The 22667-nt window shown below is 64.6% G+C and carries 28 protein-coding genes and 1 pseudogene; 14 read left to right on the top strand and 15 right to left on the bottom strand.

Going from position 1 to position 22667, the window contains the following annotated elements; genetic code table 11:
- Positions 1-191: 191 nt before the first annotated feature.
- The gene (locus tag Q0964_RS03890) at positions 192-599 is read right to left on the bottom strand and encodes a metal-sulfur cluster assembly factor (RefSeq protein ID WP_299263638.1); all 408 of its coding nucleotides are present in this window, start codon (positions 597-599) and stop codon (positions 192-194) included.
- Positions 596-1660 (bottom strand): amidohydrolase family protein, encoded by a 1065-nt coding sequence (locus Q0964_RS03885; RefSeq protein ID WP_299263636.1) that lies wholly within the window; start codon positions 1658-1660, stop codon positions 596-598. The genes Q0964_RS03890 and Q0964_RS03885 overlap by 4 nt, the downstream gene beginning before the upstream one ends.
- A 734-nt stretch (positions 1661-2394) precedes the next feature.
- Here Q0964_RS03885 and Q0964_RS03880 point away from each other — a divergent pair.
- Both Q0964_RS03880 and Q0964_RS03875 read left to right on the top strand, forming a co-directional pair.
- A complete protein-coding gene (locus tag Q0964_RS03880; RefSeq protein ID WP_299263633.1) occupies positions 2395-2589 on the top strand; it encodes a cold-shock protein in 195 nt (64 codons plus the stop codon).
- Between the two features lie 150 nt (positions 2590-2739).
- Positions 2740-3726 (top strand): hypothetical protein, encoded by a 987-nt coding sequence (locus tag Q0964_RS03875; RefSeq protein ID WP_299263630.1) that lies wholly within the window; start codon positions 2740-2742, stop codon positions 3724-3726.
- Positions 3727-3864: 138 nt separating this feature from the next.
- On the opposite strand, the pseudogene Q0964_RS18430 reads toward Q0964_RS03875, so the two are convergent.
- The 4 genes and pseudogenes from Q0964_RS18430 to Q0964_RS03860 all read right to left on the bottom strand — a co-directional run.
- Positions 3865-4059 (bottom strand): annotated as a pseudogene (locus Q0964_RS18430) (ATP-binding protein); the annotation flags it as partial.
- Positions 4060-4076: 17 nt separating this feature from the next.
- Positions 4077-4328: a hypothetical protein gene (locus Q0964_RS03870; protein WP_299263627.1), complete on the bottom strand. Its 252-nt coding sequence runs from the start codon at positions 4326-4328 to the stop codon at positions 4077-4079.
- A gap of 182 nt (positions 4329-4510) precedes the next feature.
- Positions 4511-4918 carry a peptide-methionine (R)-S-oxide reductase MsrB gene (gene msrB / locus Q0964_RS03865; RefSeq protein ID WP_299263624.1) on the bottom strand — a complete coding sequence of 136 codons (408 nt, stop codon included), beginning with the start codon at positions 4916-4918 and terminating at the stop codon, positions 4511-4513.
- A gap of 99 nt (positions 4919-5017) precedes the next feature.
- Positions 5018-5269 carry an MTH865 family protein gene (locus Q0964_RS03860; protein ID WP_299263621.1) on the bottom strand — a complete coding sequence of 84 codons (252 nt, stop codon included), beginning with the start codon at positions 5267-5269 and terminating at the stop codon, positions 5018-5020.
- A 174-nt stretch (positions 5270-5443) separates the two neighbouring features.
- On the opposite strand from Q0964_RS03860, the gene Q0964_RS03855 reads away from it, so the two are divergent.
- The gene (locus tag Q0964_RS03855; RefSeq protein WP_299263618.1) at positions 5444-5887 is read left to right on the top strand and encodes a universal stress protein; all 444 of its coding nucleotides are present in this window, start codon (positions 5444-5446) and stop codon (positions 5885-5887) included.
- Positions 5888-5899: 12 nt separating this feature from the next.
- On the opposite strand, the gene Q0964_RS03850 is transcribed toward Q0964_RS03855, so the two are convergent.
- The gene (locus Q0964_RS03850) at positions 5900-6610 is read right to left on the bottom strand and encodes a fumarylacetoacetate hydrolase family protein (RefSeq protein ID WP_299263615.1); all 711 of its coding nucleotides are present in this window, start codon (positions 6608-6610) and stop codon (positions 5900-5902) included.
- Here Q0964_RS03850 and Q0964_RS03845 point away from each other — a divergent pair.
- From Q0964_RS03845 to Q0964_RS03815, 7 genes are all read left to right on the top strand, one after another.
- Complete coding sequence (locus Q0964_RS03845; RefSeq protein WP_299263611.1) at positions 6609-6812, top strand: hypothetical protein; 204 nt, start codon at positions 6609-6611, stop codon at positions 6810-6812. The genes Q0964_RS03850 and Q0964_RS03845 overlap by 2 nt on opposite strands.
- A gap of 94 nt (positions 6813-6906) precedes the next feature.
- The gene (locus Q0964_RS03840; protein WP_299263608.1) at positions 6907-9423 is read left to right on the top strand and encodes a PAS domain S-box protein; all 2517 of its coding nucleotides are present in this window, start codon (positions 6907-6909) and stop codon (positions 9421-9423) included.
- Positions 9424-9492: 69 nt separating this feature from the next.
- Complete coding sequence (locus Q0964_RS03835; RefSeq protein ID WP_299263605.1) at positions 9493-10182, top strand: DsbA family protein; 690 nt, start codon at positions 9493-9495, stop codon at positions 10180-10182.
- Positions 10179-10778: a hypothetical protein gene (locus Q0964_RS03830; RefSeq protein ID WP_299263602.1), complete on the top strand. Its 600-nt coding sequence runs from the start codon at positions 10179-10181 to the stop codon at positions 10776-10778. The genes Q0964_RS03835 and Q0964_RS03830 overlap by 4 nt, the downstream gene beginning before the upstream one ends.
- Positions 10779-10916: 138 nt before the next feature.
- Complete coding sequence (locus Q0964_RS03825) at positions 10917-11306, top strand: hypothetical protein (RefSeq protein WP_299263600.1); 390 nt, start codon at positions 10917-10919, stop codon at positions 11304-11306.
- A 193-nt stretch (positions 11307-11499) separates the two neighbouring features.
- Complete coding sequence (locus tag Q0964_RS03820; protein ID WP_299263598.1) at positions 11500-12231, top strand: SDR family NAD(P)-dependent oxidoreductase; 732 nt, start codon at positions 11500-11502, stop codon at positions 12229-12231.
- 178 nt (positions 12232-12409) lie between these two features.
- Positions 12410-12928 (top strand): hypothetical protein, encoded by a 519-nt coding sequence (locus tag Q0964_RS03815; protein WP_299263596.1) that lies wholly within the window; start codon positions 12410-12412, stop codon positions 12926-12928.
- A gap of 35 nt (positions 12929-12963) precedes the next feature.
- On the opposite strand, the gene Q0964_RS03810 is transcribed toward Q0964_RS03815, so the two are convergent.
- The 4 genes from Q0964_RS03810 to Q0964_RS03795 form a co-directional block, all read right to left on the bottom strand.
- The gene (locus Q0964_RS03810; RefSeq protein WP_299263594.1) at positions 12964-13977 is read right to left on the bottom strand and encodes an alcohol dehydrogenase catalytic domain-containing protein; all 1014 of its coding nucleotides are present in this window, start codon (positions 13975-13977) and stop codon (positions 12964-12966) included.
- Positions 13978-14311: 334 nt separating this feature from the next.
- Positions 14312-14827: a hypothetical protein gene (locus tag Q0964_RS03805; protein ID WP_299263592.1), complete on the bottom strand. Its 516-nt coding sequence runs from the start codon at positions 14825-14827 to the stop codon at positions 14312-14314.
- A 77-nt stretch (positions 14828-14904) separates the two neighbouring features.
- Positions 14905-15171: a DUF7553 family protein gene (locus Q0964_RS03800; protein WP_299263590.1), complete on the bottom strand. Its 267-nt coding sequence runs from the start codon at positions 15169-15171 to the stop codon at positions 14905-14907.
- A gap of 50 nt (positions 15172-15221) precedes the next feature.
- Positions 15222-15494 (bottom strand): DUF7553 family protein, encoded by a 273-nt coding sequence (locus Q0964_RS03795; protein WP_299263588.1) that lies wholly within the window; start codon positions 15492-15494, stop codon positions 15222-15224.
- A gap of 188 nt (positions 15495-15682) precedes the next feature.
- Between Q0964_RS03795 and Q0964_RS03790 the strand changes: the two genes are divergently transcribed.
- Complete coding sequence (locus Q0964_RS03790; RefSeq protein WP_299263586.1) at positions 15683-16639, top strand: phytoene/squalene synthase family protein; 957 nt, start codon at positions 15683-15685, stop codon at positions 16637-16639.
- Here Q0964_RS03790 and Q0964_RS03785 read toward each other — a convergent pair whose 3' ends face one another.
- The 4 genes from Q0964_RS03785 to Q0964_RS03770 are packed head-to-tail and all read right to left on the bottom strand — an operon-like array spanning position 16640 to position 20169.
- The gene (locus tag Q0964_RS03785; RefSeq protein WP_299263584.1) at positions 16640-16867 is read right to left on the bottom strand and encodes a DUF7860 family protein; all 228 of its coding nucleotides are present in this window, start codon (positions 16865-16867) and stop codon (positions 16640-16642) included. It abuts the gene before it with no gap.
- Positions 16868-16911: 44 nt separating this feature from the next.
- Positions 16912-17766 (bottom strand): bisanhydrobacterioruberin hydratase, encoded by an 855-nt coding sequence (gene cruF / locus Q0964_RS03780; protein WP_299263582.1) that lies wholly within the window; start codon positions 17764-17766, stop codon positions 16912-16914.
- Positions 17756-18658: a prenyltransferase gene (locus Q0964_RS03775; protein ID WP_299263580.1), complete on the bottom strand. Its 903-nt coding sequence runs from the start codon at positions 18656-18658 to the stop codon at positions 17756-17758. Before Q0964_RS03775 ends, cruF begins: the two co-directional genes overlap by 11 nt.
- Complete coding sequence (locus Q0964_RS03770; protein WP_299263578.1) at positions 18655-20169, bottom strand: phytoene desaturase family protein; 1515 nt, start codon at positions 20167-20169, stop codon at positions 18655-18657. The genes Q0964_RS03775 and Q0964_RS03770 overlap by 4 nt, the downstream gene beginning before the upstream one ends.
- A gap of 107 nt (positions 20170-20276) precedes the next feature.
- Here Q0964_RS03770 and Q0964_RS03765 point away from each other — a divergent pair, with 107 nt between their 5' ends.
- From Q0964_RS03765 to Q0964_RS03755, 3 genes are all read left to right on the top strand, one after another.
- Complete coding sequence (locus Q0964_RS03765) at positions 20277-20969, top strand: SDR family oxidoreductase (RefSeq protein ID WP_299263576.1); 693 nt, start codon at positions 20277-20279, stop codon at positions 20967-20969.
- Between the two features lie 66 nt (positions 20970-21035).
- Positions 21036-21899 carry a ZIP family metal transporter gene (locus Q0964_RS03760; RefSeq protein ID WP_299263574.1) on the top strand — a complete coding sequence of 288 codons (864 nt, stop codon included), beginning with the start codon at positions 21036-21038 and terminating at the stop codon, positions 21897-21899.
- Positions 21900-22087: 188 nt separating this feature from the next.
- Positions 22088-22399, top strand: a complete 312-nt coding sequence (locus tag Q0964_RS03755; protein ID WP_299263572.1) for a hypothetical protein — start codon at positions 22088-22090, stop codon at positions 22397-22399.
- The last annotated feature ends 268 nt before the right edge of the window (positions 22400-22667 follow it).

Genomic DNA, 22667 nt, shown 5'->3' with positions numbered 1-22667 from the left:
CATGTGCTGTTGCGCTAGCAGAGTAGTCCCGCTAACAGATATGTTCTCTTCGACTCAAAATCATATCTGATACTCAGACCCAGCGCACAGGCGCACAGACCCTGGACGTCGGCTCTCTCTGCGTCATCAAGATCGGGAAGACCACGTCCGTCGGCCGTCGATGGGACCGATACGGGGGGTGGTTCCCACCGTCAGTCCTCCGTACTGGCTCGGTCGTACCGCGCGTCGTAGCGGTCGAGTACCGCTCTGCGTTTCTCCTTGGCGGACGAGGACATCAGTTCGGGCGTCCACTCCATGCCGCTGTCCGTATCCACAGTGACCGACTCGACACCGTCGAGCGGGTCGACACGCGTCTCGATCTCCTCGATAAAGTACGGCACCATGTGACAGGCTGGCGTCGTGAGCCGGAACGACACCTGGACGTCGCCGTCGGACGCGTCGATGGTGTCGACTAGCCCCATCTCCACGACGTCGAGATTCGCCCCTGTCGCGGCGGTGCAGGGGTCGACGACCTCACGGAGCACCTCGCGGACGCGGTCGGCCGAAGGGGCGTCGCGCTCTGGGGTCTGGTCGTCACCGCCGGCGTCGTCGGTGCTCACGCCACCACCTCGAAGGGGGTCGTCGAGTACGGCTCCTCGAGGGTGCCGCTGTACGTGTCGTCGTCGATGCCGTCCTGCAGTTCGTCCACGTCGAACCCGTGGGCCTCGGCGAGGTTCGCGCCGACCATCCCGCGTTTGTCGTCCTCGGTGATCGTGAACTTGCCGTCACGGGAGTCCATCTCCGGGAAGTCGAGGTTCCAGAACGATTCGAGGAGGAGCCGCGGGTGGTACTGTGGTGTGCCACAGCCCCACATGACCTTGTCGAGGACCTCCTTGCCCCCGGCCCACAGCAGATTTTCCATGGTCTCGACGAAGGTGTCGGGTCGGGTGGCGGCGTCGGCCGCCGTGATTTCGAGGTTGACGTAGACGTTGTCGTGTTCGGCGATCCGGTAGCCCGTCTCCTCGGCGAGAATGAACCCACCGTGGACGATTTCGAAGTTCAGGTCGGGAAAGCTGGCGGCGGCCTCTTTTACGTCCTCGACACGGTACGGGTCGAGGGGGACGTTCCCGAACGGGACGGCTTTGTGGACCGCGACCACGTCCAGACCCAGGTCCGCGGCCCGTTCCCAGAGCGGGAAAGCCTGCTCGGGGTCGTCCATCTCGAACCCCTCGTGGCCGTCGTCGGTCCAGTAGGATGGGTACACCTTCACGCCGTGGGCACCGAACCGCTCCACCTGGCGGGCGAGTTCGGCTCCCGGGTCGTCCATTCCGATGATGTCGATGCTCGCGAGCGGAGCGCTCCGGTCGGGATGGGCCTCGACGAACCGCTCACCTTTTTCCAGGGCCGTGAGTCCGTCCTCGAAGATGGTGATCGACTGCGGGTGAAAGACGGTGAAGTCGACCTGGCTCTCGCGGAACAGCATATCCGCCGTCACCTGCGGGTCCCAGTCGGTCAAGAGAGACTCCTCGGTCCGCTGGTACCCGTCGGGCATCGCCTTCTCCTGGCCGGTTATCAGGTCGACCACCGGCTGGGCGTAGCGCTCGATGGCGTAGTTCGAGGGGTGCAGGTTGTAGGCGTGTGATACCGCATCGGCCACGAACACGTCGTCCAGAGACGTCATGAACGTATCTAGTGCGAGTTTTCCATTTAAGCGCTCCCCACGAACCGTGAGGGCTAGTGAACTACCCCGACCTACCGCGCTCGGGCCTACCCGGCCCTCGCTTGTTGAGGTTGGGGCTTCCTGTTTCTGTGTCGGAACTTGCAGGAACAACTCCCACAGCGGGTCCAGACTCCACAGGCGATTTCCCTTTACAGGCGGTTTGGAGTGTCCCACTCCTACCGGTTGGACACTCAACCACAACCGACGGTGCGCGCTTCTTGTCGCGCTTGAACACCACCAGAGACGTGGTGAGCATCGTACTACCACCTTCGACCGCAGGGATAGTAAGGGCATGCCGTGTAGTGGAAGTGAAACGATGACGGCGTGGACGAATCGCTCCGCGATTCGTTCGCACACCAGAAATCGGAGATTTCTGGGGACGCTGTATCCCCTCCCTACTCGCTCCCTCCGGTCGCTCCTTGAGGAAGGGGGCTTAGCGCCTGCAAAACAGCTAAGATGGGTGGCTCCGGGGAACTGCCGGTTCAGTCGAACTATGATGATTCAGCGAGAGAATCCCGCCCTTCCCGCGAAGGACGAGCGTTCCAACTGACCGGACACCGTTCGGACCGGAGTCGACCGCGTGCACATATTCGTTCATCATAGCAGTTGTTGTCGAGCCGTTTGTTTAGAAAAAATATTGTTTGAAAAACAGATGCAGAACCCTTAACCGTGTGGTGGGCGTTCGTATGATTGTAATGTCAAACGGTACGGTTGATTTCTTCAACGACACAGGCGGCTACGGCTTTATCGACACAGAAGACGCGGACGAGGACGTTTTCTTCCACATGGAGGACGTTGGCGGCGAGGACCTCACCGAGGGGACCGAGATCGAGTTCGACATCGAGCAGGCCGAGAAGGGCCCGCGCGCCTCGAACGTCGTTCGCACGTAACTGGTTTCGTACTGTCGCCACACGGCGACACTTCGTGACGTTCATTCTTTGGACAGTCGGCCGGTGAGTGACGACTCCGCTCCGGAGCGGTCTGAGTGGGAACCACGCTCGGACCAAACTATATATTCCCGAGAGCTATCGTGTCGACGTATGCAGACGAGACGGAAGCTACTCGGGGGTATCGCGGGGGTATCGGCGCTGTTGGCAGGGTGTCAGGGGGCACCGAGCGCGTCGACCGGGAGGGGGAATAGTGACCGCTCGACGTCGGGTGCCGACGAGACGGTGACGGCCGACGGGGCCGGGGCGGACACGGAGCAGCCAGCACTGGAACCTGGAGTCGGGGGTGTCGGGACCGCTCTCGGTCGGTGGATTCCAGCACAGTCGGTTCCCGCCTACGCGTCGAGGGTCACCGAACCGCGGGCAGGCGCGTACTACCTCACCGCTATCGACGTGCCGGCTATCCGCAGGTACGAGGACACCCTCGGGACGCCGCGGGACGACCGGAGCATCTTCGACCCGGCGACAAGCGAGGCCCAGCCAGGCGTCGATCTGACCGAGAGCCTCTACCTCAAAGCGGGACCGACGGACGCACCGTACCTCTACGTCTTCGACGGCGGAGTCGAACGGACGACCCGCGTGGACGCAGTGACCGCGGAGCCGTCACTATCCGAGACTGGCACTGTCGAGGGGTTCACTGTCGTCGCCGCCGAAGGCGCCGGCGCCTATGCGGTCAGCGACTCGACACAGGTGGCCGCCGCCAGAGTCACGAACGGTGCGAACGTGGTGGCGTCGGCGGTCCGGACCGGGACGCCGAAGTACGCCGACGCGAACGGCACCGTCGCCGCGTTGCTGGACGTTCTCGGCGGCGGCGAAGCCGTCGGTGGCATCCTCCAGCCCGACGAAGACGTGCCGGGCCTACGAGCGTACGGACGAGCGTACGCGTACGGTCCGGCGACGACGACGCTTCGGTACGCCTCGGTGTTCGACCCCGACCAGGCGTCGATGTCGGCAATCGAGTCGTTCATACAGTCACAGTTCGACGACTCGCCGCGGGTTCGGAGCGGGGACGGACTCGTGGTCGCGGAGCGGTCGATTCCGACGGCGGACGTGGGGTATCCGACCCACCGGGAACTCTAAGCGCCAGCGAGGGGAGCGGTTCACTCCTGTTCGGCTCGCGGCAGGGAGACGACGAACACGGAGTCGCTGGGCCGGTTGTTCTCGATGTGAATCGACCCGCCGTAGTGGTCGACCATCGTCCGGACACGAGAGGCCGAAGCCGCCGCCACTGGAACTGTGTCCCTGCTCGAACACCGCCTCTTGATCGGCGTCGGGAATGCCCGGTCCGTTGTCGCAGACGCGGACCACGACCGACTCCGAACCGGCTCGGACGGCGATCTGAATTCGACGGTCGTCGGCGTCGTTGTGCTGGACGGCGTTGGAGCGGAGGTTGCCGAAGACCGTTGGCAGCATGTCGTCGGCCTGAACCACTACGTCGTCGGGCACGTCGGCCGCGAGAGCGTCGCGCGGGCCCGCTGCGAGAGGTCGATGCCCTGTGGCCAGTCGAATCCGAACCGTCGGAGTTCACAGAAGAAGTTCAGCAGGGTGACCAGAAGCAGAGAGACCCTTACGAAACCGACCACCGCGGGGCCGCCACGCGGCGTCGACTGCACGAACTGCTCGACGCGTTCCCGAACGGCGCCGGCCATTCGGCCAGCGGCTCCGGACTCGGAGTCTGGCATCTCCCACACTGTCCCCAGGCCCATCCACAGCGACTACACCGCTGGGGTAGCTGAATACAGGCGCTACGGCCCCGTCTGCAGGAAACAAGCGGAGCGAGTGAGTAGGGCGGGGATACAGCGCCGTCGTCGTTTTACTGTATCATCACGTATAAGCTGTGCTGCTCGGACAGGTGTCGCGTCGACTACTCACCCGGGTCGAAGTTGAGCGCGGCGGAATTGATGCAGTAGCGTTTGCCCGTCGGTTCCGGTCCGTCCTCGAACACGTGTCCGAGATGTCCCTCACAGGTGGCACAGACCACTTCGGTCCGGCGCATCCCGTGGCTCGTGTCGAGGCGCGTCTCAACGTTGTCCCCTGCGGCGTCGTAGAAACTCGGCCACCCCGACCCGGACTCGAACTTCGTGTCCGAGTCGAACAGTTCGGTGCCACACCCCGCACAGACGTAGGCTCCGTCGGCCTTCTGGTCGACATACTCGCCGCTGAACTTCGGCTCCGTCCCGGCCTCGCGGAGGATGCGGTACTCGTCGTCGTCGAGCACGTCGCGCCACTCCTCGTCGCTGTCGGGCAGGTCACGCTCGGCGTCTTGTGACATACACACTCCTATGTGCCGGACGTTCATAGCGGTTCTGCCGTCCCCGGTCGTTGTCGTCGCTGGTGGGTCGGACAGAAAAAAACGGGTCGGTTTGTGGCGTCAGATGTGGTCTTCCTCTTCGAGACCTTCCATGATGTCGTCGACGAGCGTCTCGACATCGTCGTAGGGGAAGTCTCCACCGCCACCCTTCTGATTGAGCTCCATGGCCGTGAAGCTCACGTCGCCGGACTCGAACGTAGTAGACGGACCGTTCGGCAGGGCCGGAACGAGGTCCATCGGGCTGTTTACTGGGAAGTCTGCACCTTCGAAGCCTTCGATCAGCTGCTCTCGCAGGTCGTCTTTGTCGACCATACTCGTGGCCTCGTAATCCTCCTTACTAAAATTGGTGGTTTTTTCGTGAAGAAATGGCTACTCACGGGCTAACAGTGTAAACCCTTCATTCGTTGTGTGACGTTGCACCACACGCCTCTTGTGGGTTGTGACCGGGCCGGTGATTCAAGTGTTAGCCTGGAGAACGGCGTCGGTATGTACGACCGGATACTCGTTCCGACCGACGGTAGCAGCGGAACTGAAGAGACGCTCAATCACGCGTTCCACATCGCAGACGACAACGGCGCAACAGTTCACACGCTGTACGTCGTCGACCGCCGGCTCTTTCTCGCGGCCGACGAGGACACACAGGACGACGTGATCGCGAACTTAGTGGAGGAGGGTGAGGCCGCGCTGGACGCCGCCGAGGCTGCCGGCGCGGACGCCGGTGTAGCGGTCGTCGGTGAACGTCGGGAGGGGATTCCACACACCGAAATCATGAATTACGCCGAGGAGATGGCGGCCGATCTGCTGGTGATGGGGACCCACGGCCGGACCGGGCGCGACCGATTAGCCTCGCTGGGGAGCGTCACGGAACGCGTCGTCGAGAGCGTCGGCCGACCGACCCTCGTGGTGGACATCGGCGACGGCGGGGCGTAGCCTCGGGAACCGCTATTCGATCGTGTTTCGGAGGGTGCCGATACCCTCGTAACGAATCTCGACTACGTCACCCGGTTCGACCAGGCCGGGGTTGGCGGGGCTGCCGAAGGAGATCACGTCGCCCGGGCGGAACGTGTACCGCTCGCTGAGGAAGGCGACGGTCTCGCGGGGCTTGTTGAACATGTTCTCGGTGTTGTCGTGCTGGCGGCGCTCGCCGTTGATACTGGTCTCCATCTCCTTCCCGACGGGTTCGTAGTCGGTCTCGATCCAGGGACCCAGCGGACCGGAACCGTCGAAGGCTTTCCGGGCGGTGCGCCGTTCCTGGTCGAGCGCGTCCATGTCGTTGAGAACGGTGTACCCTCGGAGAACGTCGTCGACTTCGTCCTCGGCGATGTCGTGGCAGGGCTCGTCGATTACGGCCGCGAGTTCGCCGGCATATGTCAGTTCCTCGGTCCAGTCGGGGGACGGGATGGGTTGTTCGGGCGGGTGGAGACTGTGTGGCGGTTTGATGAACCAGTCGGGCACGTCCGGAACCTCGTAGTCCATCTGGTCAACCTTCTCACCGAAGTTGCGCCCGACACAGAACAGCGCGTCGGGGTCACACGGGGCGAGCAGTTCGGTGTCCGCGCCGACCTCGTAGGTCGCGTCGTCGGCCTTGATGACGCCGTCGACGTATTCGCCTTCGACGATACCGTCCGGCGCCTCCGCACGTGCGAGTCGCATGCGGCGGAGTTTCCACCCCGGCGGTTTAGCTGGTCCGGTCTTCGACGGCGGACGAGTCCCCGTCCGGTCGTTCGCCCGCGGGATGCCGGCCTCCGTCGCGCCGCTGTCAGAGACCACCATCGATCCAGACGTGCTGTTCAAGCGGTACCGCACGGGCGGGTACACGAACCTCGCCCAGCGTCAGGAGGGCCGCTTCCGATAGTCGGCACGCCGTCCCGTGATCGACCGGTAGCAGTCTTCGCGAGAAGAGCCTGCCACAGATTTTTGTGCGCAACTCCAGTATGTAACACTATCACATGAAGGCCGGTCGGGTCGTGTTGTACGTCGGGGTCGATAGCGCCCGGGCGTCGTCGTTGCGGGGGGAGAGTGGCGACGCCACGAGCGTCGAGCACGTCGGGACGGTGGCGGAGGCATCCAGCCGACTCGGCGACGCGGTCTGTGTCGTGAGTGAGGCGGACCTGACCGACGGTACGGGCACCGATCTCTGTCGGACCGTCAGGCGACAGTTCGACGACGTGGCGTTCGTCCTCGTCCCTGACTCGGGCGGCGACGGGTTGGCGCGGGAGGCGGTTTCGGTCGGCGTCGACGAGTACGTCCCGGCAGGGACGATTACCGACACGGCCGGCCTCTGGGAGTGTGTGCTCGACGCCATCGAGACCGTCAGCACCGAGCAACGGCGTTACCGGAAACTGATCGAACAGGCCACCGACGCCATCGCGATTATCGACCCCGACGCGACGGTCCAGTACATCAGCCCCGGCATCGAAGGGGTTCTGGGGCACGGGCCCTCGGAGTTGATCGGGCGGCGCAGCACCGAACTCGTTCACCCCGAAGACCGCGACGAGGTCCTCGACCACCTGGCGAGTAGCTTGGCGAACCCCGAAGAATCGGTCACCGCGGTGTACCGGGCCAAGCACGCGGACGGCGGGTGGCGCTGGGTCGAGTTCAGAGGGCAGAGTTGCATCGACGACCCCGCGGTCGGCGGGACGGTCATCAGCATCAGGGACGTGACCGGGCGCGAGGAGCGCGAGTGGGAGCTCCCGATGTACGAGACCGTCGTCGAGGCGGTCGACGACCGCGTGTTCGCGGTCGACGAGAACGGGCAGTTCACGTTCGCAAACGCGGCTCACGAGCCACAGACCGGCTCGTCTGCCGAGGAACTGATCCGGGAGGACGCCAGCGCGGCGGTCTCCGACAGGGCGATGGCACAGTGCGAGCGAATCGTCAGTGCCCTCCGGTCGGACCCCGATCAAAACAGTGCGACGTTCGAGATGGACATCTCCGGTCAAGATGACGAGACGGTCCCGTGTGAGGTCAAGCTCGCCACCCTGACCGAGAACGGCGAGTTCCGCGGGGCGGCTGGCATCATCCGTGACATCTCCGACCGGAAAGAGCAGGAACAGCTCTACTCGACGCTGTTGGAGAAGGCAAACGACAGCATCGCGATCACGCGGCAGGGACACGTCCAGTTCGTCAACGAGCAACTGGCCACCCTGCTCGGCGGGACTCGTGTGGAGATCGAAGGGACCAGTGTGTTCGACCTGATAAGCCCGGCGGACCACGAGATAGTCCGGCGCAGCTACGAGGAACGCGTCGACGGCGAGGGTGGGACTGGGCGCTACGAAATCGAACTAGACACCCTCGACGGGGAGCGGGTCCCCGTCGAAGTCAGTACGACGCTCATCCAGTATCAGGGCGAGCGTGGGGAGCTTGCCATCGTCCGGGACATCGCCGACCGAAGAGAGCGCGAGCGGGAGCTGGAGCTGTACGAGACGATGCTCAACGCGGTCCCCGACAGCGTGTACGCGGTCGACGAGTCCGGGCAGTTCGTCGCACTCAACGAGACAGCCTGTGCGGCCGTCGGACTGCCCGAGGACGATCTGGTCGGGGAACACTGCTCGATCTGCATGGACCGACGCGACATCGAGCGCGGGCGGGAGCTTATCCAGGAGTTACTCACCAGCGAGCAAGAAAAGGCGATCTACGATATGGACCTCGAGCCGGTCGATAGCGACCCAGTCCCGGGTGAGAACCACGTCGCGCTGTTGACCGACGAGGACGGCGGATTCCGAGGCTCGGTCGGTGTGCTCCGAGACGTAACCGACCGCCAGGAACGGGAGCGCCGGTTGACCGTCCTCAACCGGGCGCTGCGCCACGACCTGCGAAACAGTATGCACGTCGTCATGGCAAACGCCGAACTCGTCGCGCAGTCGGTCTCCGATACAGTGACACAGGACAAACTCGACACCATCGTCGACCGGGCCGAACAGATCAATAGCCTGAGCGAGAAGGCCCGCGAAATCGAGCAGACGCTCGCCAACCACGAGCAGACGCGTAGGTCGGTCGACCTCGCGGAGTTGCTCGCGACACAGGTCAAGCGGCTCTGCGAGCAGTACCCCGACACGGCCATCGAGACGGACCTGCCTGCCCACGCCTGGGTCGAGGCAACCTCGTTGATCGACACGGCTGTCGAGAACCTCATCGAGAACAGCATCGAACACACCGACGAGGCCCGGATTCAGGTGTCGCTATCGACCGGCGAGGAGTCGGTGACCGTGACCGTGGCCGACGACGGGCCCGGCATCCCGGAGAAGGAACGACGCGTCGTCGGGAATGGCAGCGAGACGCCGCTGGATCACGCCAGCGGCCTCGGCCTGTGGCTGGTGACTTGGATTACCCGCGATTCCGGCGGTGAAGTCGTCTTCGAGAGTCCCGAGGACGGCGGGAGCGTGGTCCGCCTCGTTCTCGACAGGGCAGATCAACCCGTCGACAGGAAAGCCGGTCGAGCCGGGACCGATGAATTCCGATTCTAGACGGAGTCGGCATTGCTCCCGAAGAGAGTTCGGAGAACACCTTTGCCCGTCGACCGCCTGCGTTCAGCTATGCACGGAACGCGTCGGCAGTTTCTGTCGGTGAGCACGGTGGTCACTGGAACGCTCGTCGCCGGTTGTCTCGGCGGCGGTTCGGGGAACGGTGACGGCGGGACCAACGGACAGACGCTCGACTCGCATCCGGCCGCACAGGGACTGGACACGCAACCACGCCTCGGCCCGGCGCCGGGCGAAGCGACCGGCACCATCGTCGCGTTCGAGGACCCCTCCTGCCCACGGTGTCGGAACTTCGAGGAGACGACGGTCCCGCGGATTCGCTCGGAACTGGTCGAACCCGGCGACGCGACGTTCGTCTTCCGGGGCTACCCCATCGTTTACCAGTGGGGACACCCCGCCTCGCGGGCGCTCGAGGCGACCTACGCCCGGGACACGGACGCCCACTGGGCGCTCGTGGACCATTACTTCGGCAACCAGAGCGAGTTCCGGAACACGGACCGGGACGAAGTCCTCTCGAAGTCCCGGGAGTTCCTCGCGGCCGAGACGAGCGTGGGCGCCGAGGCTGTCGTGACGGCCGTCCAGAACGACGAGGCCGAGGGTTCGGTTGAGGCAGACCTCAACGCCGGTGAGATGGCGGGTGCGAGCGCCACGCCGGCGGTGTACCTGTTCAGGGACGGACAGTACCGGACCTCGTACTCCGGGAGTGTCGGGTTCGACGCCGTCAGGTCGACGCTAGGACTATGAGTGCGAGCAGCCGACTCCCGCGACTCCCGACTCGACGCCGGGACTGGCGGCTGATGGGACGGACCGCGCGGCTCGTGTTGACGGGGCCGGTGTACGCCGCCGTGGCCATCCTGGCGGCGGCGGCCGGACTGACGCTGTTCGTCCTGACGCAGAACCTCGAACCGGCGCTGTTCGCGCTGACTGGTGATCTGCCACTGGACGCCCGAGTGACGATACTGCAGGGGCTCTACCCGTTCCTCGGGTCGATCTACTCGCTCCCGGCTGCGGTCGTGCTGGTGGTGCTGGCGGCACTGATTGGGGTCGACGTGGCGATGGTGACATACCACCTGCGCGAGCACGGCCTCTCGGTGCAGGAGAGTGGTGGTAGTGCCCTCGGACTGCTTCTCGGGACCCTCGGGGCGGGTTGTGCGGCCTGTGGGACCGCGCTCCTGGCCGGGCTCCTCTCGTTCGTCGGCGCGACGGGACTGGTGACGCTGTTGCCACTGGAGGGGCTGGAAATCTCGCTCGTGGCGCTCGCCGTGGTGGTGCTCTCGATCTACTGGCTTGCCGACGGGATGCGTGGCGGCGAAGTCAATGGGTGTCCCGTCGAGTTGTGAGAGACGGGGCTCGATTGAGGAGTGCAACGAGTCAATGGGCGTCCCGTCGAGTTGTGAGAGACGGGGCTCGGCAGCCGGCGCTCCGGTACTGGCCGCGCAATTAAGAAGGGGGACGACCTAAAAAGAAACGAACGCGGTATGACAGCCGACGACCCCTTCGCTATCCCGAGGCGGCCCGAACGGCGCTACCCGCGGGGTGGCGGTGTCGAGTACGAGGGCGGAACGATGTTTTCGCTCGCGCCCCTGCCCGAGCGTGACGACCCGTGGCTTCAGGGGGTCGTCGAGGGTGTGCTCGACGGTGAAGGGTACACGTACGGCGATTGGTTCGACCTGCCGATGCCGCTGTATCTCGTCCACGACGAGGCGACGGGCGACGTGTTCCGGGTCAGTGTCCGGGACTCGCAGGTTCGGTTGCACGTCCTGCCCGCCACGGAGTCGGGCGGGCTCCGGCAGTTCTTCGACCGCCTCCGGGACAGCGCAGACGGCGTCGACTGGGACGTGAGTCGTCGGATCGACGGCGGGAGGTGAGCGGTCCGAACGACGACCGCGCGACGGACCCACTCGTGACAGTCGGTAGCAGATGCGTACCTCTGTGTTTGAAGCCGACGATGCGGACGATGGCTACCGAGGCGATGTTCACAATCGAGGCGGACCGCCAAGAGGGGGGAACGGTGGTCCCGCGTGACGGCTTCTTTTTTGTAGTCGAACCACTACGTCGACTATGACGACGCTCGAAGGCGAAGTGGTAATCGTCACCGGCGCGAGCCAGGGACTCGGGGCAGCGATGGCGAAGCGGTTCGCTCGGGAGGGCGCGGCCGTCACGGTGACCGCTCGCAGCGAGTCGGAACTGGAGGCGGTCGCCGCCGCCGTGGACGGCGCGGTACTCGTCGCACCCGCCGACGTCACCGACGAGAGTGCAGTACACGGTGTCGTCGACGCGACGGTCGAGGAGTACGGATCGGTCACTGGCCTCGTCAACAATGCCGGCATCGGCCTGTTGAACATGTACGACGAACGGAGGCTGCTCCACGACGTCGAAACCGAGGACTTCCGGCAGATCGTGGACGTGAACGTCACCGGTGTCTTTCTGTTCTCGAAGTACGCCGTCCCGGAGATGGTCGATGCGGGCGGCGGGAACGTCGTCAACATCTCGTCGGGCCTGGGTCGACGCGGGTCGGCGCGGTGGGGGCCGTACGTCGCCTCGAAGTGGGCACTGGAGGGACTGACCCGGACGCAGGCCGACGAACTCGACGAGTACGGGGTCAACGTCAACGCACTCGACCCAGGTGGTCGCGCCGAGACCGGCTTCTGGGACCACCTGCCGGCACACGAACGAGAGGCGATTCTCGACCCCGACGTGATGAACGACGCCGCCACAGGCTTGCTCGCACAGGGGGCCAGCGGCATCACCGGCGAGTCGATGCCCGCAGAGGAGTGGGAGCGACGACTCTGATGCCAACTCGGTCCTCGCTGCGGACAGAGGGGTCGTGCCGTCGGCTGGCAAAATCGGTACCGCATCGTTGCTCGAACGGCCGCCGAGCGGGTCGTGACCAGTAGCACCCGGAGACACACCGCGAGCATTCGTTGCACGAGCACGTACACTTATTTTTGGACGTGGCATCGTCTCGGGTATGGGTAACGCGGACACGCAGTCTCCCGAACGGACGGATGAGGCGACCGGTGACGCCGGAGCGGTCGACGGGTGGTCGGCAGGCAACTGGCTCCTAATCGGGGTACTCACGGGGCTAACGCTGGTTGGAATCGGGCTCTCGGCGGGTCTCGTGCCCGTCGATGGCTGGCTCACGGCCCCGGGCGGGGCGGTGGTCGTCCCACCGTACGTGTATCTCTACGCGTCGCTCGGCGCGCTGGGGTACGTGTTCACCAAGCTCATGACGAACGTCGAGGCGTACGACGAGTACAGCGAAATCGAGGAACTGGCCGAGATGGCGCTCCGTATGCCGGCGGCGTGGGTACTGGCCGCGGGCGTCTACCTGTTGTTCGCGGCCGGCGCTGCCTTCACGAACGGCGGGTCGGGCCAGCAGTACGCGGCCGGCCTCGCGTTCCTCGTCGGTCTGTACGTCAACGTCGCGGTGAAGTCACTCGGCAGCCTCGCGGACCGCCTGCTCGGCCGGAGCAGCGCAGATTCCTGACCCGGCCGGCCGACGCCTGTTCGTCGGTGGGTCGACTACGGCGTGACGACGAGTTTCCCGACGCTCTCACGGTTTTGCATCGCCGCAAACGCCCCATTCGTCTCGTCGAGTGAATACGTCGTGTCGACCGCCGGCGTGAGCGTGCCGTCGGCGACGAGGTCCACGAGTCGCCGCAGGTCACCCTGTGTCCCCATCGTGCTCCCGACGATCCGTTTGTGGCCGAGAAAGAGGTGTGGGATATCGATCTCGGACGTGCCGCCGGCCGTCCGGCCACAGACCGCCATCCGGCCGCCGCGCCGGAGCACGTCGAGGCCGAGTTGCGTGTACTCGCCACCGAGATGGTTGAGAACGCCGTCGACGGACCCGACATCCTCGATAGCGTCTCGAATCACGTCCGGGTCGGTGCTCTCGACCGCGTGGTCGAGGCCGAGCGATTCGACGCGATCCAGTTTCGCTCGCGAGGCAGACGTGCCGACGCTGTGTGCGCCGAGCGCGTCCGCGAGCTGCACGCTCGCGACCCCGACGCCGCCGGTCACGCCCGGGACGAACACCAGATCTCCCGGGCTGGCGTCGACCCGCCGAAGCATGTGGAAGGCAGTCATGTAGGCCGTGGGGAGCGCCGCGGCCTCGACGGCCCCCACGTTGTCGGGGAGTGTGACGAGGCGGTCGGCGCGGACGCGGGCCGTTTCGGCCAGCCCACCGTGGAACAGCGCGAAGTTTTCACAGAGGTTCTCCGGCCCCTCTCGACAGTGGCGGCACGTCCCGCAGGTCTCGTTCGGACAGAGGACCACGCGGTCGCCGGGTTCGACGCCCGCGACGTCCTCCCCAACGGCGTCGACGGTCCCGGCGACGTCAAGGCCGCTGACGAACGGCAGGTCGTCCGCGTCGACCATCGCGGAGTCGCCTTCGAGGATCCAGAGGTCGTGGTGATTGACCGAACACGCGTCGACGGTGACTGTCGCCTCCCCGCGTTTGGGTTCTGGGGTCGGTTGTTCGACGATCGAAACGCCGTCCGGACCGATGAGGTCGGTGAACGCTGCGGAACGCATCAACTCGGTTGTCGTGCCCAACCGGCATGAACGGTCCGGACGGAGCCGGCTACTCCGGAGACCGGCACTCAGTCCGCCGAGGCGGATCCGGTCGCCGGATACTCGTCTTCGACGGTCTCGGTCATAAGCCGATCTCGTCGTGTGCGTCGAGGGTGCCGAGACCGACCGCCGGCGTCCCGTCGACGGTCAGTTGATCGTCGATTTCCCGCTTGAGCGCGTCGGCGACTGCCTGCCGTTCCGTGCTGTCGAACTCGGTCTGGCACGCGTCTTCCGTACATTCGGGCCGGGAGATGCGAACAAGACGATTCCCTCGCGTGTGAGGGCGCGTCGCCGCTCAGGCGGTTTCGGTGCCGTCCTCCCCGATGATCTGTGTGACCCCGTCGTCGAAGATTTCCCGAGTCAGGTCATCGGCGTACCCACCTTCGATAGCGGTCTCGATGGCGATTTCGAGCGACGCGTCGACCAGTGCCTCGGTGCGGCCGTTCTCGATCAGCGTCTCGACTATCTCGTCGCCGACCTGCTGGACGATTGCTTCGGCCCGGCCGCTGGTGAGGCGTGTCACGACCCGGCGCACGGAGCGGCGGATCACCACCGAGTGTCGCAGGGCGGGCAGATTGTCCATGACGGTGTCGGCGACGGCCTGGATCACGTCGTCGGCCGCGTCACCGACGGCAGCGACGAGTGACGCTGCGTCGTCCGCTTCTTTTATGAACTCGCCGATGACACGGGCGACAGTACGCGCGATCTGTTCGGCCTCGTCTTCCCTCAATTCCGCGGCGATGACGACCCGGACCCGCTCGGCGACCGCCTCACGGCTTCGGCCCGTAATCCACTCGTCACCGTCCGGCACGAGCGCGAGTAGTTCGTCGTGAGTATAAAACTCTCCTGAACAGTCAGGCGGACGATCCGGGTCCAGCCGCGACGGTGTCAGTCGGTCGGCTCGCAGTAGGGCGTCAGCAGCGCTCGGGCACGGCCGATAGCGGCGCGCACGTCGGGGTGGGTGTCACGAGCGGCGGATCGGAGTTGCGCTTCGATACTCCGGACTGTCTCGTGGTCGGGGCTGTCGTCGGACAGTTCACCGACTCGATGGGCCAGGTCGGCCAGTCGTTCGCTCAGCGCGCGGTCGACGGTCAGTTCCGACGCGAGCAGCAGTTGGCGGTGGGCTTTCGAGAGCCCCATCGATTCGTGTCGCATGCTCCCTTCACTCGAACGTCGGGCGGCAGATAGCAAAGAGGTTCCGGGACTCAGACGCCGCCCTCAATGGTCTCACGATAGCCGTTGATCGCGTCGTCGGCGTCGTCGATGTCCTCGCCGGCCTCCGTACTCACCCCGTCTTCGAGGTCTGCCAGCGCGGACTGGATACGAGCCAGTCGGCCGTGGTCGGGTCCGGACTCCCGGGCGGCGAGGTCGTCGAGTTGGTCGGCTAGGTCGTCCAGGCGACTGCTGGCCTCGTCGGTCGTCGCGTCACTCGCTGTACGGAGGTTCTCTGCCGCGGTTTCGAGTTGTTGGCGAGCCATACGTACATCTTGAACCAACTTCGTAAAAAACACTTTCCGAACGTGTACGCGCTTCAAGAGGTTCGGTACCAACCAGTAAGGTACCGTTCTTAAACCAGTTCGGCCCCTACATCTGTCAACGTGAACGGTTTCCATCCCCATCCCCACAGCGAGAGCGGCGTCCATCTGACCATACGAACTATCAGAGAATGGTAACGAACGACTCACTTGAGGAGAGCCGGCAGATTCACCGGCAGACTGGCAAGACGTTCTATTACGCGACGCGACTGTTACCCGAGCGAATCCGCCACAAGACCTACGTTCTGTACGCGTTCTTCCGGATTGCCGACGAGGTCGTCGACGACGAGGACAACGACCTCACCCCGGCCGAACAGCGGGAGCGACTGGAACGGTTCCGCGAGGCGGCGCTCGGTCGTCGCGAGACCGACGACCCGGTCCTGCAGGCGTTCGACGAGGTTCGCCGCGAGTCCGCTATCACCGAAGGGGACGTGGAACTGTTCGTCGACGCGATGGCGACCGACATCGAGAAGAATCGTTACGAGACGTACGACGAACTCGAAGCGTACATGCGGGGTTCGGCGTCGGCGGTCGGGTACATGATGACCGGAATTATGAACGTCGACGATCCGGACGTGGCGCGACCACACGCCAGAGCGCTCGGGGAGGCGTTCCAGCTCTCGAACTTCCTGCGCGACGTGCGTGAGGACATCGTTGACCGCGACCGAATCTACCTCCCGCGGGAGACGCTGAAACAGTATGGGGTTTCCGAGGCGGACATTGAGGACCTGGAGCTGTCCGACGGCTTCCGGTCGGCGATGATTCACGAGATGGCCCGCGCGGAGAAACTGTATCGTGAGGGGGTCGCCGGGATCAAGTATCTCCCGGACGACTGCCAGTTCGCGGTCCTGCTTGCGGCGGTGCTGTACGCCGACCACCACCGGCTGATCAGGAAGCGGGACTACGACGTCCTCTCGGAGACGCCGAGTCTCGCGACGACGCGAAAGCTCTGGTTGATCGCCAAGACGCGCTGGCACTGGCACTGGAACAAGGACCCGGAAGCGGTGTTCGAGCGGGTCTCGACCATCGGTGAGGCACCGACCCCCTCGCCCGGGCCGGAACCGCCCGAGTGGACCCCCACGCAGTGACTACTCGATCAGCGGGAGCACAATGCCGAACACGATTGGCGAAAAAAGCCCGATAGTCAGGCCGGCGAACTCCGCGCCGACGAAGAGAGCGCTTTCCCAGGCGGGGATCGATTCGAAGAGCATGTGGCCGACGGCGGACCCGACGACACCGACGACGAGGAGTGCGAGGCCAAACAAAAAGCCCCCTTTCGCGTACGTCTGGTAGTCCATTGGCGCAGTTCGTGTCATGTTCGAGGAACCACCGCTCACCGAGTAATTTCTTTCGGTCGCAGTCACAGCCGGCTGGAGAGCCCGGGCACCGTCCGGAGGACCTGGAAGTCGAACCGGTCGATTTCGACGAGGCCCGCGAAGAGCAGGCCGGCGAACGCCACCGGCACCCAGTTGCCGAAGTAGGCGTTGATAAGTCCCCAAAGGATCACGAAGCTCACCAGGTCGTCGAGCATGAACGCACACGACTGCACGCGGGCAACCAGGTTCGTCCAGTCGAACGCGAGATCGAACAGGCCCACGGCCACGGTGGCCGAGAGGACCCACCCGAGGTAGTTCGACCACGGCACGCCGTAGTAGGCCCCGCCCCCGTCGTAGGCCCAGAAGCCAAGTGCCACCGCACCTGGGTCCAGCACCAGGTCGACGATGAGGACCGTCGCGATGACTGTTGGGAGCCGGACCGCCCACCGACTCGCCCGGTCGCCGAGCAAAAGCAAACAGAGCAGGTAGCTGTTGAGCACGAGCGGGAAGAAAAAAATCGGGAGCCCGAGAGGCACGGTGTCCAGCAGCATCGGCCCGAGTTCGACGCCGTACTCGAAAAAGCCGTAGGGCCAGCCAGTGGTCACGCCCACGTACTCAATACCGTAGGAGTATGCCGTCAGCGCGAGGAGGGCCGCAGTCGCACGGCGGTCCAGGAGTGGCGCGACACCGGCGATCAGCGGGAGTCGCATCACAACGGTCCCGAGGAGGACCAGATAAGGGTTGAAGTTGAGCGGGGCGGGGAACAGGGCCTCGGCGCTGGCGAGCAACATAATCGCGCCGACGGCGGGGAAGACGACGGCGATGGTGAAGCGATTCTCCTGGACGAGGTCGTCGAGGCCGGCCTCAACGGCGTCGCGAGTGGGCGTCTCAACCGCCATATCCGAACAGGAGTGCCCAGAGGCCACCCATGGTCATCAGCATCCCGATTAGCGTATTGATAGCGGGGTACCACCAGTAGGCGTCGTCCACGTCGACCCCGGAGAAAGCGATACCGAACACCAGCACCGGGTAGAGCAACAGGAGGGCACCGAGCACGACGTGAACCTGCGCGAAGGCGGCTGCGGCTGCCAGCCAGCAGGCTGCACAGTAGTAGTACGTTCGCCGTTTGCCGAGGACGGTCGCGGTCGTCCGGACGCCGGCCTCGCGGTCGGGTTCGATGTCGGGGATGGCCGAGAACGTATGCATCCCCATCGTCCAGAACCATCCGGCGACGATGGCCAGGAGCGGGGGCAACTCGCCGGAGACGGCGGTGAACGCGACCACGCCAGGGAGAATGTACAGGCCGTTCGACACGGAGTCGAGAAACGGCGTCGTTTTGAACCGCAGGGGCGGCGCGCTGTACTGGACGGCCAGTAGCACCCACAGTGCCAACACCTGTGTTCCGGCCGACGGCAGGAGGAAAATGAACATGCCGCCGAGCGCGCCACTCAGTGTGACCGCCATGATAATCCAGATATCGTCGCGGTAACGCACTTCTTTCTCGTCTTTCTTGGGATTGATTTCGTCGATGTTGGCGTCGAAGGCGTCGTTGACGCCGTAAAGGAAGACGTTCGCGGGGACGGTAAAATACGCCAACAGCATGACGGCGATTGGCGAGAACAGTTCGGCCACGCTGCCAGCGGCGAACGTCGCGCCGACGATGACGGGGCCGCCGAGATAGAGCCAGAAGCGCGGGCGCGAGAGCCAGAACAGATAGCCGAATCGGGTCTCCTCGGAGGGGAGGTAGCTGGTGACCGATTCGAACCGGTTGCTGGCTGCGCTGTCGCTCATCTGTCTTCTATCACAGCGTTTGCGGTGTGTTCGCCACTGATGAGACACATTGGAACGCCGATGCCAGGGGTGGTGAACGACCCCGTAAAGTAGAGTCCGTCGACAGCAGAGGACCGGTGGGACGGCCGCAGGAGCGACGTCTGTTTCAGGGTGTGGGCCAGTCCCAGCGCAGTCCCCTGGATGGAGTTGTACCGGTCGGCGAACTCGGAGACCGAGAACCGCTCTTCGAAGGCGATTCGGTCCCGGAGGTCGGTGCCAGTGTGCTCGGCGATATCGGCGAGAATCTCGTCGCGATAGCGCTGCCGCGTGGCCTCGTCGTCGTTCAGGTCGGGTGCGATCGGAACCAGTACGAACAGGTTGCTGTAGGCGTCGGTATCACCCTCGGGCACGACGGTGTCGTCGGTTTCGGAGGGGACACAGATGTAGTACGCCGGGTCGTCGGGCCAGGCCGGTTCGTCGAAAATCTGCCCGAAGTGGGGGTCCCAGTCTTCCGGGAGAACGAGAGTGTGGTGAGCGAGGTCGTCCACGTCGCCCTCAACGCCCATGTAGATCAAAAAGGCCGAGGGCGCGTAGGTTTTGGACTCCCAGTAGTCGGCGTCGTGCTGGCGCTCGTGTTCGGGGAGGAGTTCCTGCTCGGTGTGCGCGTAGTCGGCGTCGCTCACCACGAGGTCGGGGTGGTACTCCGTTCCGTTCTCCGTGGCGACGAGGAACCCGTCTTTCCGGCGAGTGACCTCGTCGACCGGTGTGTCGGTGACGTACTCGACGCCTAGCTCCTCGCCCAAGTCGACCGTGGCGTCGACGACCGCGCCGAGGCCGTTGTCGCGGTCGTCCTTGCCGACGGGGTAGTAGACGCCGAGGTTGAAGTCCACGTGGCTCATCATGTTGTACAGTGCCGGCGTGTTGTGAGGCGCACCGCCGAGGAACACGAGGGTGTACTGCATGATCTGCTGGAGTTTTGGGTTCTCGAAGTACTTTTCGACGTGACCCTGCATATTCCCCAGCAGTTTCAGCCCAACGGGGGCGGCTTTCATCACGTCCAGGTCTACCCAGTCCCTGAGACGAGGACGGTCCTCGTAGACGAAGTTCTCCATGGCGAGTTCGTAGTTGGACTCGCTCTCTTCGAGGTAGTTGTCGAAGGCTTCACCACCACCGTCCTCGTACTCGGCGAACAGTTCTCGGACGTCCGCGCGGTCTGCGGACACGTCGACCTGGTCACCGTCTTTGAAGAAGATGCGGTAGTGGGGATCGAGCCGGTCGAGGTCGTAGTAGTCGTCGGTGGACTTCCCGAAGTGGCCGAAGAAACGCTCGAACACGTCGGGCATCAGGTACCAGGACGGCCCCATATTGAAGTGAAAGCCGTCGGCGTCGAGTCGGCTGGCACGCCCGCCCATCTGTTCGTTCTTTTCGAGCACCCGAACGTCAGCGCCGGCGTCTGCGAGATAACACGCGGTCGACAGTCCCCCAAACCCACCGCCGACGATGTCGATAGTCGTTCCAGCGAGTGAACTCATTGTCCAACGTAGGGGCTGGAGCGTTTATAAAAGAGGTGGCTCATCAGTGTGGTTCGTCGGCCGGTCATACGAAACCGCCATGTGGGTCACGCTCGAACGTTGAAACAATGCACGGGGAGACAGCAGTCGTCACTGGCGCGAGCAGGGGTATCGGTGCCGCAGTCGTCCGCGAGTTCGCCGACGCAGGGGCACACGTCGTCGCCTGTGCACGGGACGCCGACGGACTCGACGACCTGGCGGCAGCGGTCGAACCGACCGACGGGGCAGTGACCACACAGCGGGCGGACGTGCGTGACGAGTTCGACGTGGAGCGGTTGATGGAGGCCGCGGCCCGCGAGGGCGGCGGAATCGATATCGTCGTCGCGAACGCCGGCGTCTACCACGGGCCAGCGGGCGAGACGTCCCTCGCGTCGGAGTCGTACGCGGCTTTCGACGACCACCTACGGACGAACGGGCGCGGGACCTTCACTACGATCCGCGAGGCGCTCCCGCATCTGAGCCCTCACGCGCGCCTGCTCGTCACGTCCGGCGGTGTCGCCCGGGAGGCGAAGCCGGGCTACGGGTCGTACGCTGTTTCTAAGGCGACGGCCGAGGCTATCGCGCGCGGGTTCGCGGCGGACCTCGACCACTCCGTGAGCGTCGTCGACCCCGGTGTGGTCGCGACCGAACTAACTGGCGGCACCGGTCGGGACCCGGCAGACGTCGCCCCGATGTTCCGCTGGGCGGCGACCGACGCCCCGGCCGACGACCTCGACGGTGGCGTGCTCGACCTGAAAGCGTGGAAACGCGGCACCCGTTGAGACCACACGTTCGACCGGCCGACGGACCGGAGGCTTTATTATTACGATTGCCGGTATAACAACCAGATGTCTAATAATACAGAGACCAGTATTATTAATAGCGGCGAGCGCCCGTCGCTGGTCGGCCTCGGAGGGGTCGGCCTCCTGGTCGCGCTCTCGGGAGTCGCGGTGCTCGTGAATCTGTGGAAGGTGCTGGTGATTGCGTGGGTCGCGTTCGCGGCGATGGCGGGGTCGATTCCGCTCGGCGTCCGGGCGGCCGAGGTCGGCGGCGCGCGGCGACTGGTCTGGGGTTACGGACTGGCCAGCGGGGCGATGATAACGAGTGCAACCGTGTTCCTCGTGCCACAGGCGATAGGGTTCGACCCGCGAGTGGGGGGGTTCGGCATCGCCGCCGGTATCCTCGTCGGGTTCGGCTCGCACGTTCTCGGGCACCGGCTCTCACACGTGAACGCGGCGTTCGACAACACGGCGGTGCAGTTGTCGGCACACGCGCTCTCTGCGGGCGCGATAATCGGGCTCGTGTACGCGGCGATGCCGGAACTCGGACTCCTACTCGGACTGGCTATCGTCTCGCACAAGGGGCCGGCTGGCTACGCCGCAGCGCGGCGGCTGGCTTCCAATAACCGCTCCGCATCCGCCGTCTTGCTTCCTGCGGCGGGGGTCGGTATCACGGCCATCCCGACCGCACTGCTCGACGTGCCGGCCGTTCCGGCTCTCAACGCGGTCGTGTTCGGCTTCGCCGCCGGCGTGTTTCTCCACATCGCGATGGACTTCCTCCCACGATGTGAGGTCGGCGGCGAAGTCGGCGAAGTCGCACAGGTTACCGACCACGCCCACCAGTTGCTCGACCGTCTCCGCGTCCACGCCGTCGCCAGCACCGCACTGGGCAGTCTCGCGGTCTTTCTCGCCTGGTTCGCGGTCGGTGCCTGAGCCGGTCTGCTCCTCGGTCACCGGCGTTTGTTTCTGTCGGAGCTTCGAGTCTTCGAATTCTTCACGGCAAAATAACACGTCCGTAGCTGGCTCTCGGAGAATATAAGGACGATATATTTGTTCTGAGGAGTATTGCTGCACATTCAGGGGAAGATTTTTATTATACCAGGACAGTTGTCGTAGTAAGCATGGTAGAATGCGACGCCTGTGAAGACGAAGTTCTTCACGTGTGGAGACACCGCGCGATTACCGAGACTGTAACCCACCGCGAGCAGCGTTGGGTCTGTGCCGAGTGTCACCCGAAACTGGCGAGTACGCTCCGGACCGACGCCGACACGGAGGCAGACACGACGGCAGAGACCGAAACCGTCAGGACGCCCGACCATCAGGTCGTCGTCACCGACGGTGGACAGTTCGCCTGTCCGACCTGCGGCGGCGAGACGGTCAACGGGCAGGGCGTGTTCGGTTGCCTCTCGTGTAACTGGACGGGCGTCAGCTGAGGGGGCTCTCTCCGGGCAACGACAGCGGGTTCGAGGCCGAACTATTCTCTGTGGGAAACAGTGAGAACCCGTTTCGTATCAACGTCGACGTATGGCCGTGGACACAGCCGGTCAGTGGGTCGGCACGCGGATGAACCCGAGCGACGTCGACGACCTGCCCGAGGGGAAAGATACGGGGCCCTCTCGCTGGCCAGCGACGACGAGCCGTACAGCCTGCCGGTCTCGTTCGGTTACGACGGGCCGGGCGTGTAGTTCGTCCTCCTCGAGG

Source organism: Halorientalis sp. (assembly GCF_028275115.1).
In the GTDB taxonomy this organism is placed as follows: Archaea; Halobacteriota; Halobacteria; order Halobacteriales; family Haloarculaceae; genus Halorientalis.
This window is presented reverse-complemented; position numbering and strand designations above follow the sequence as displayed.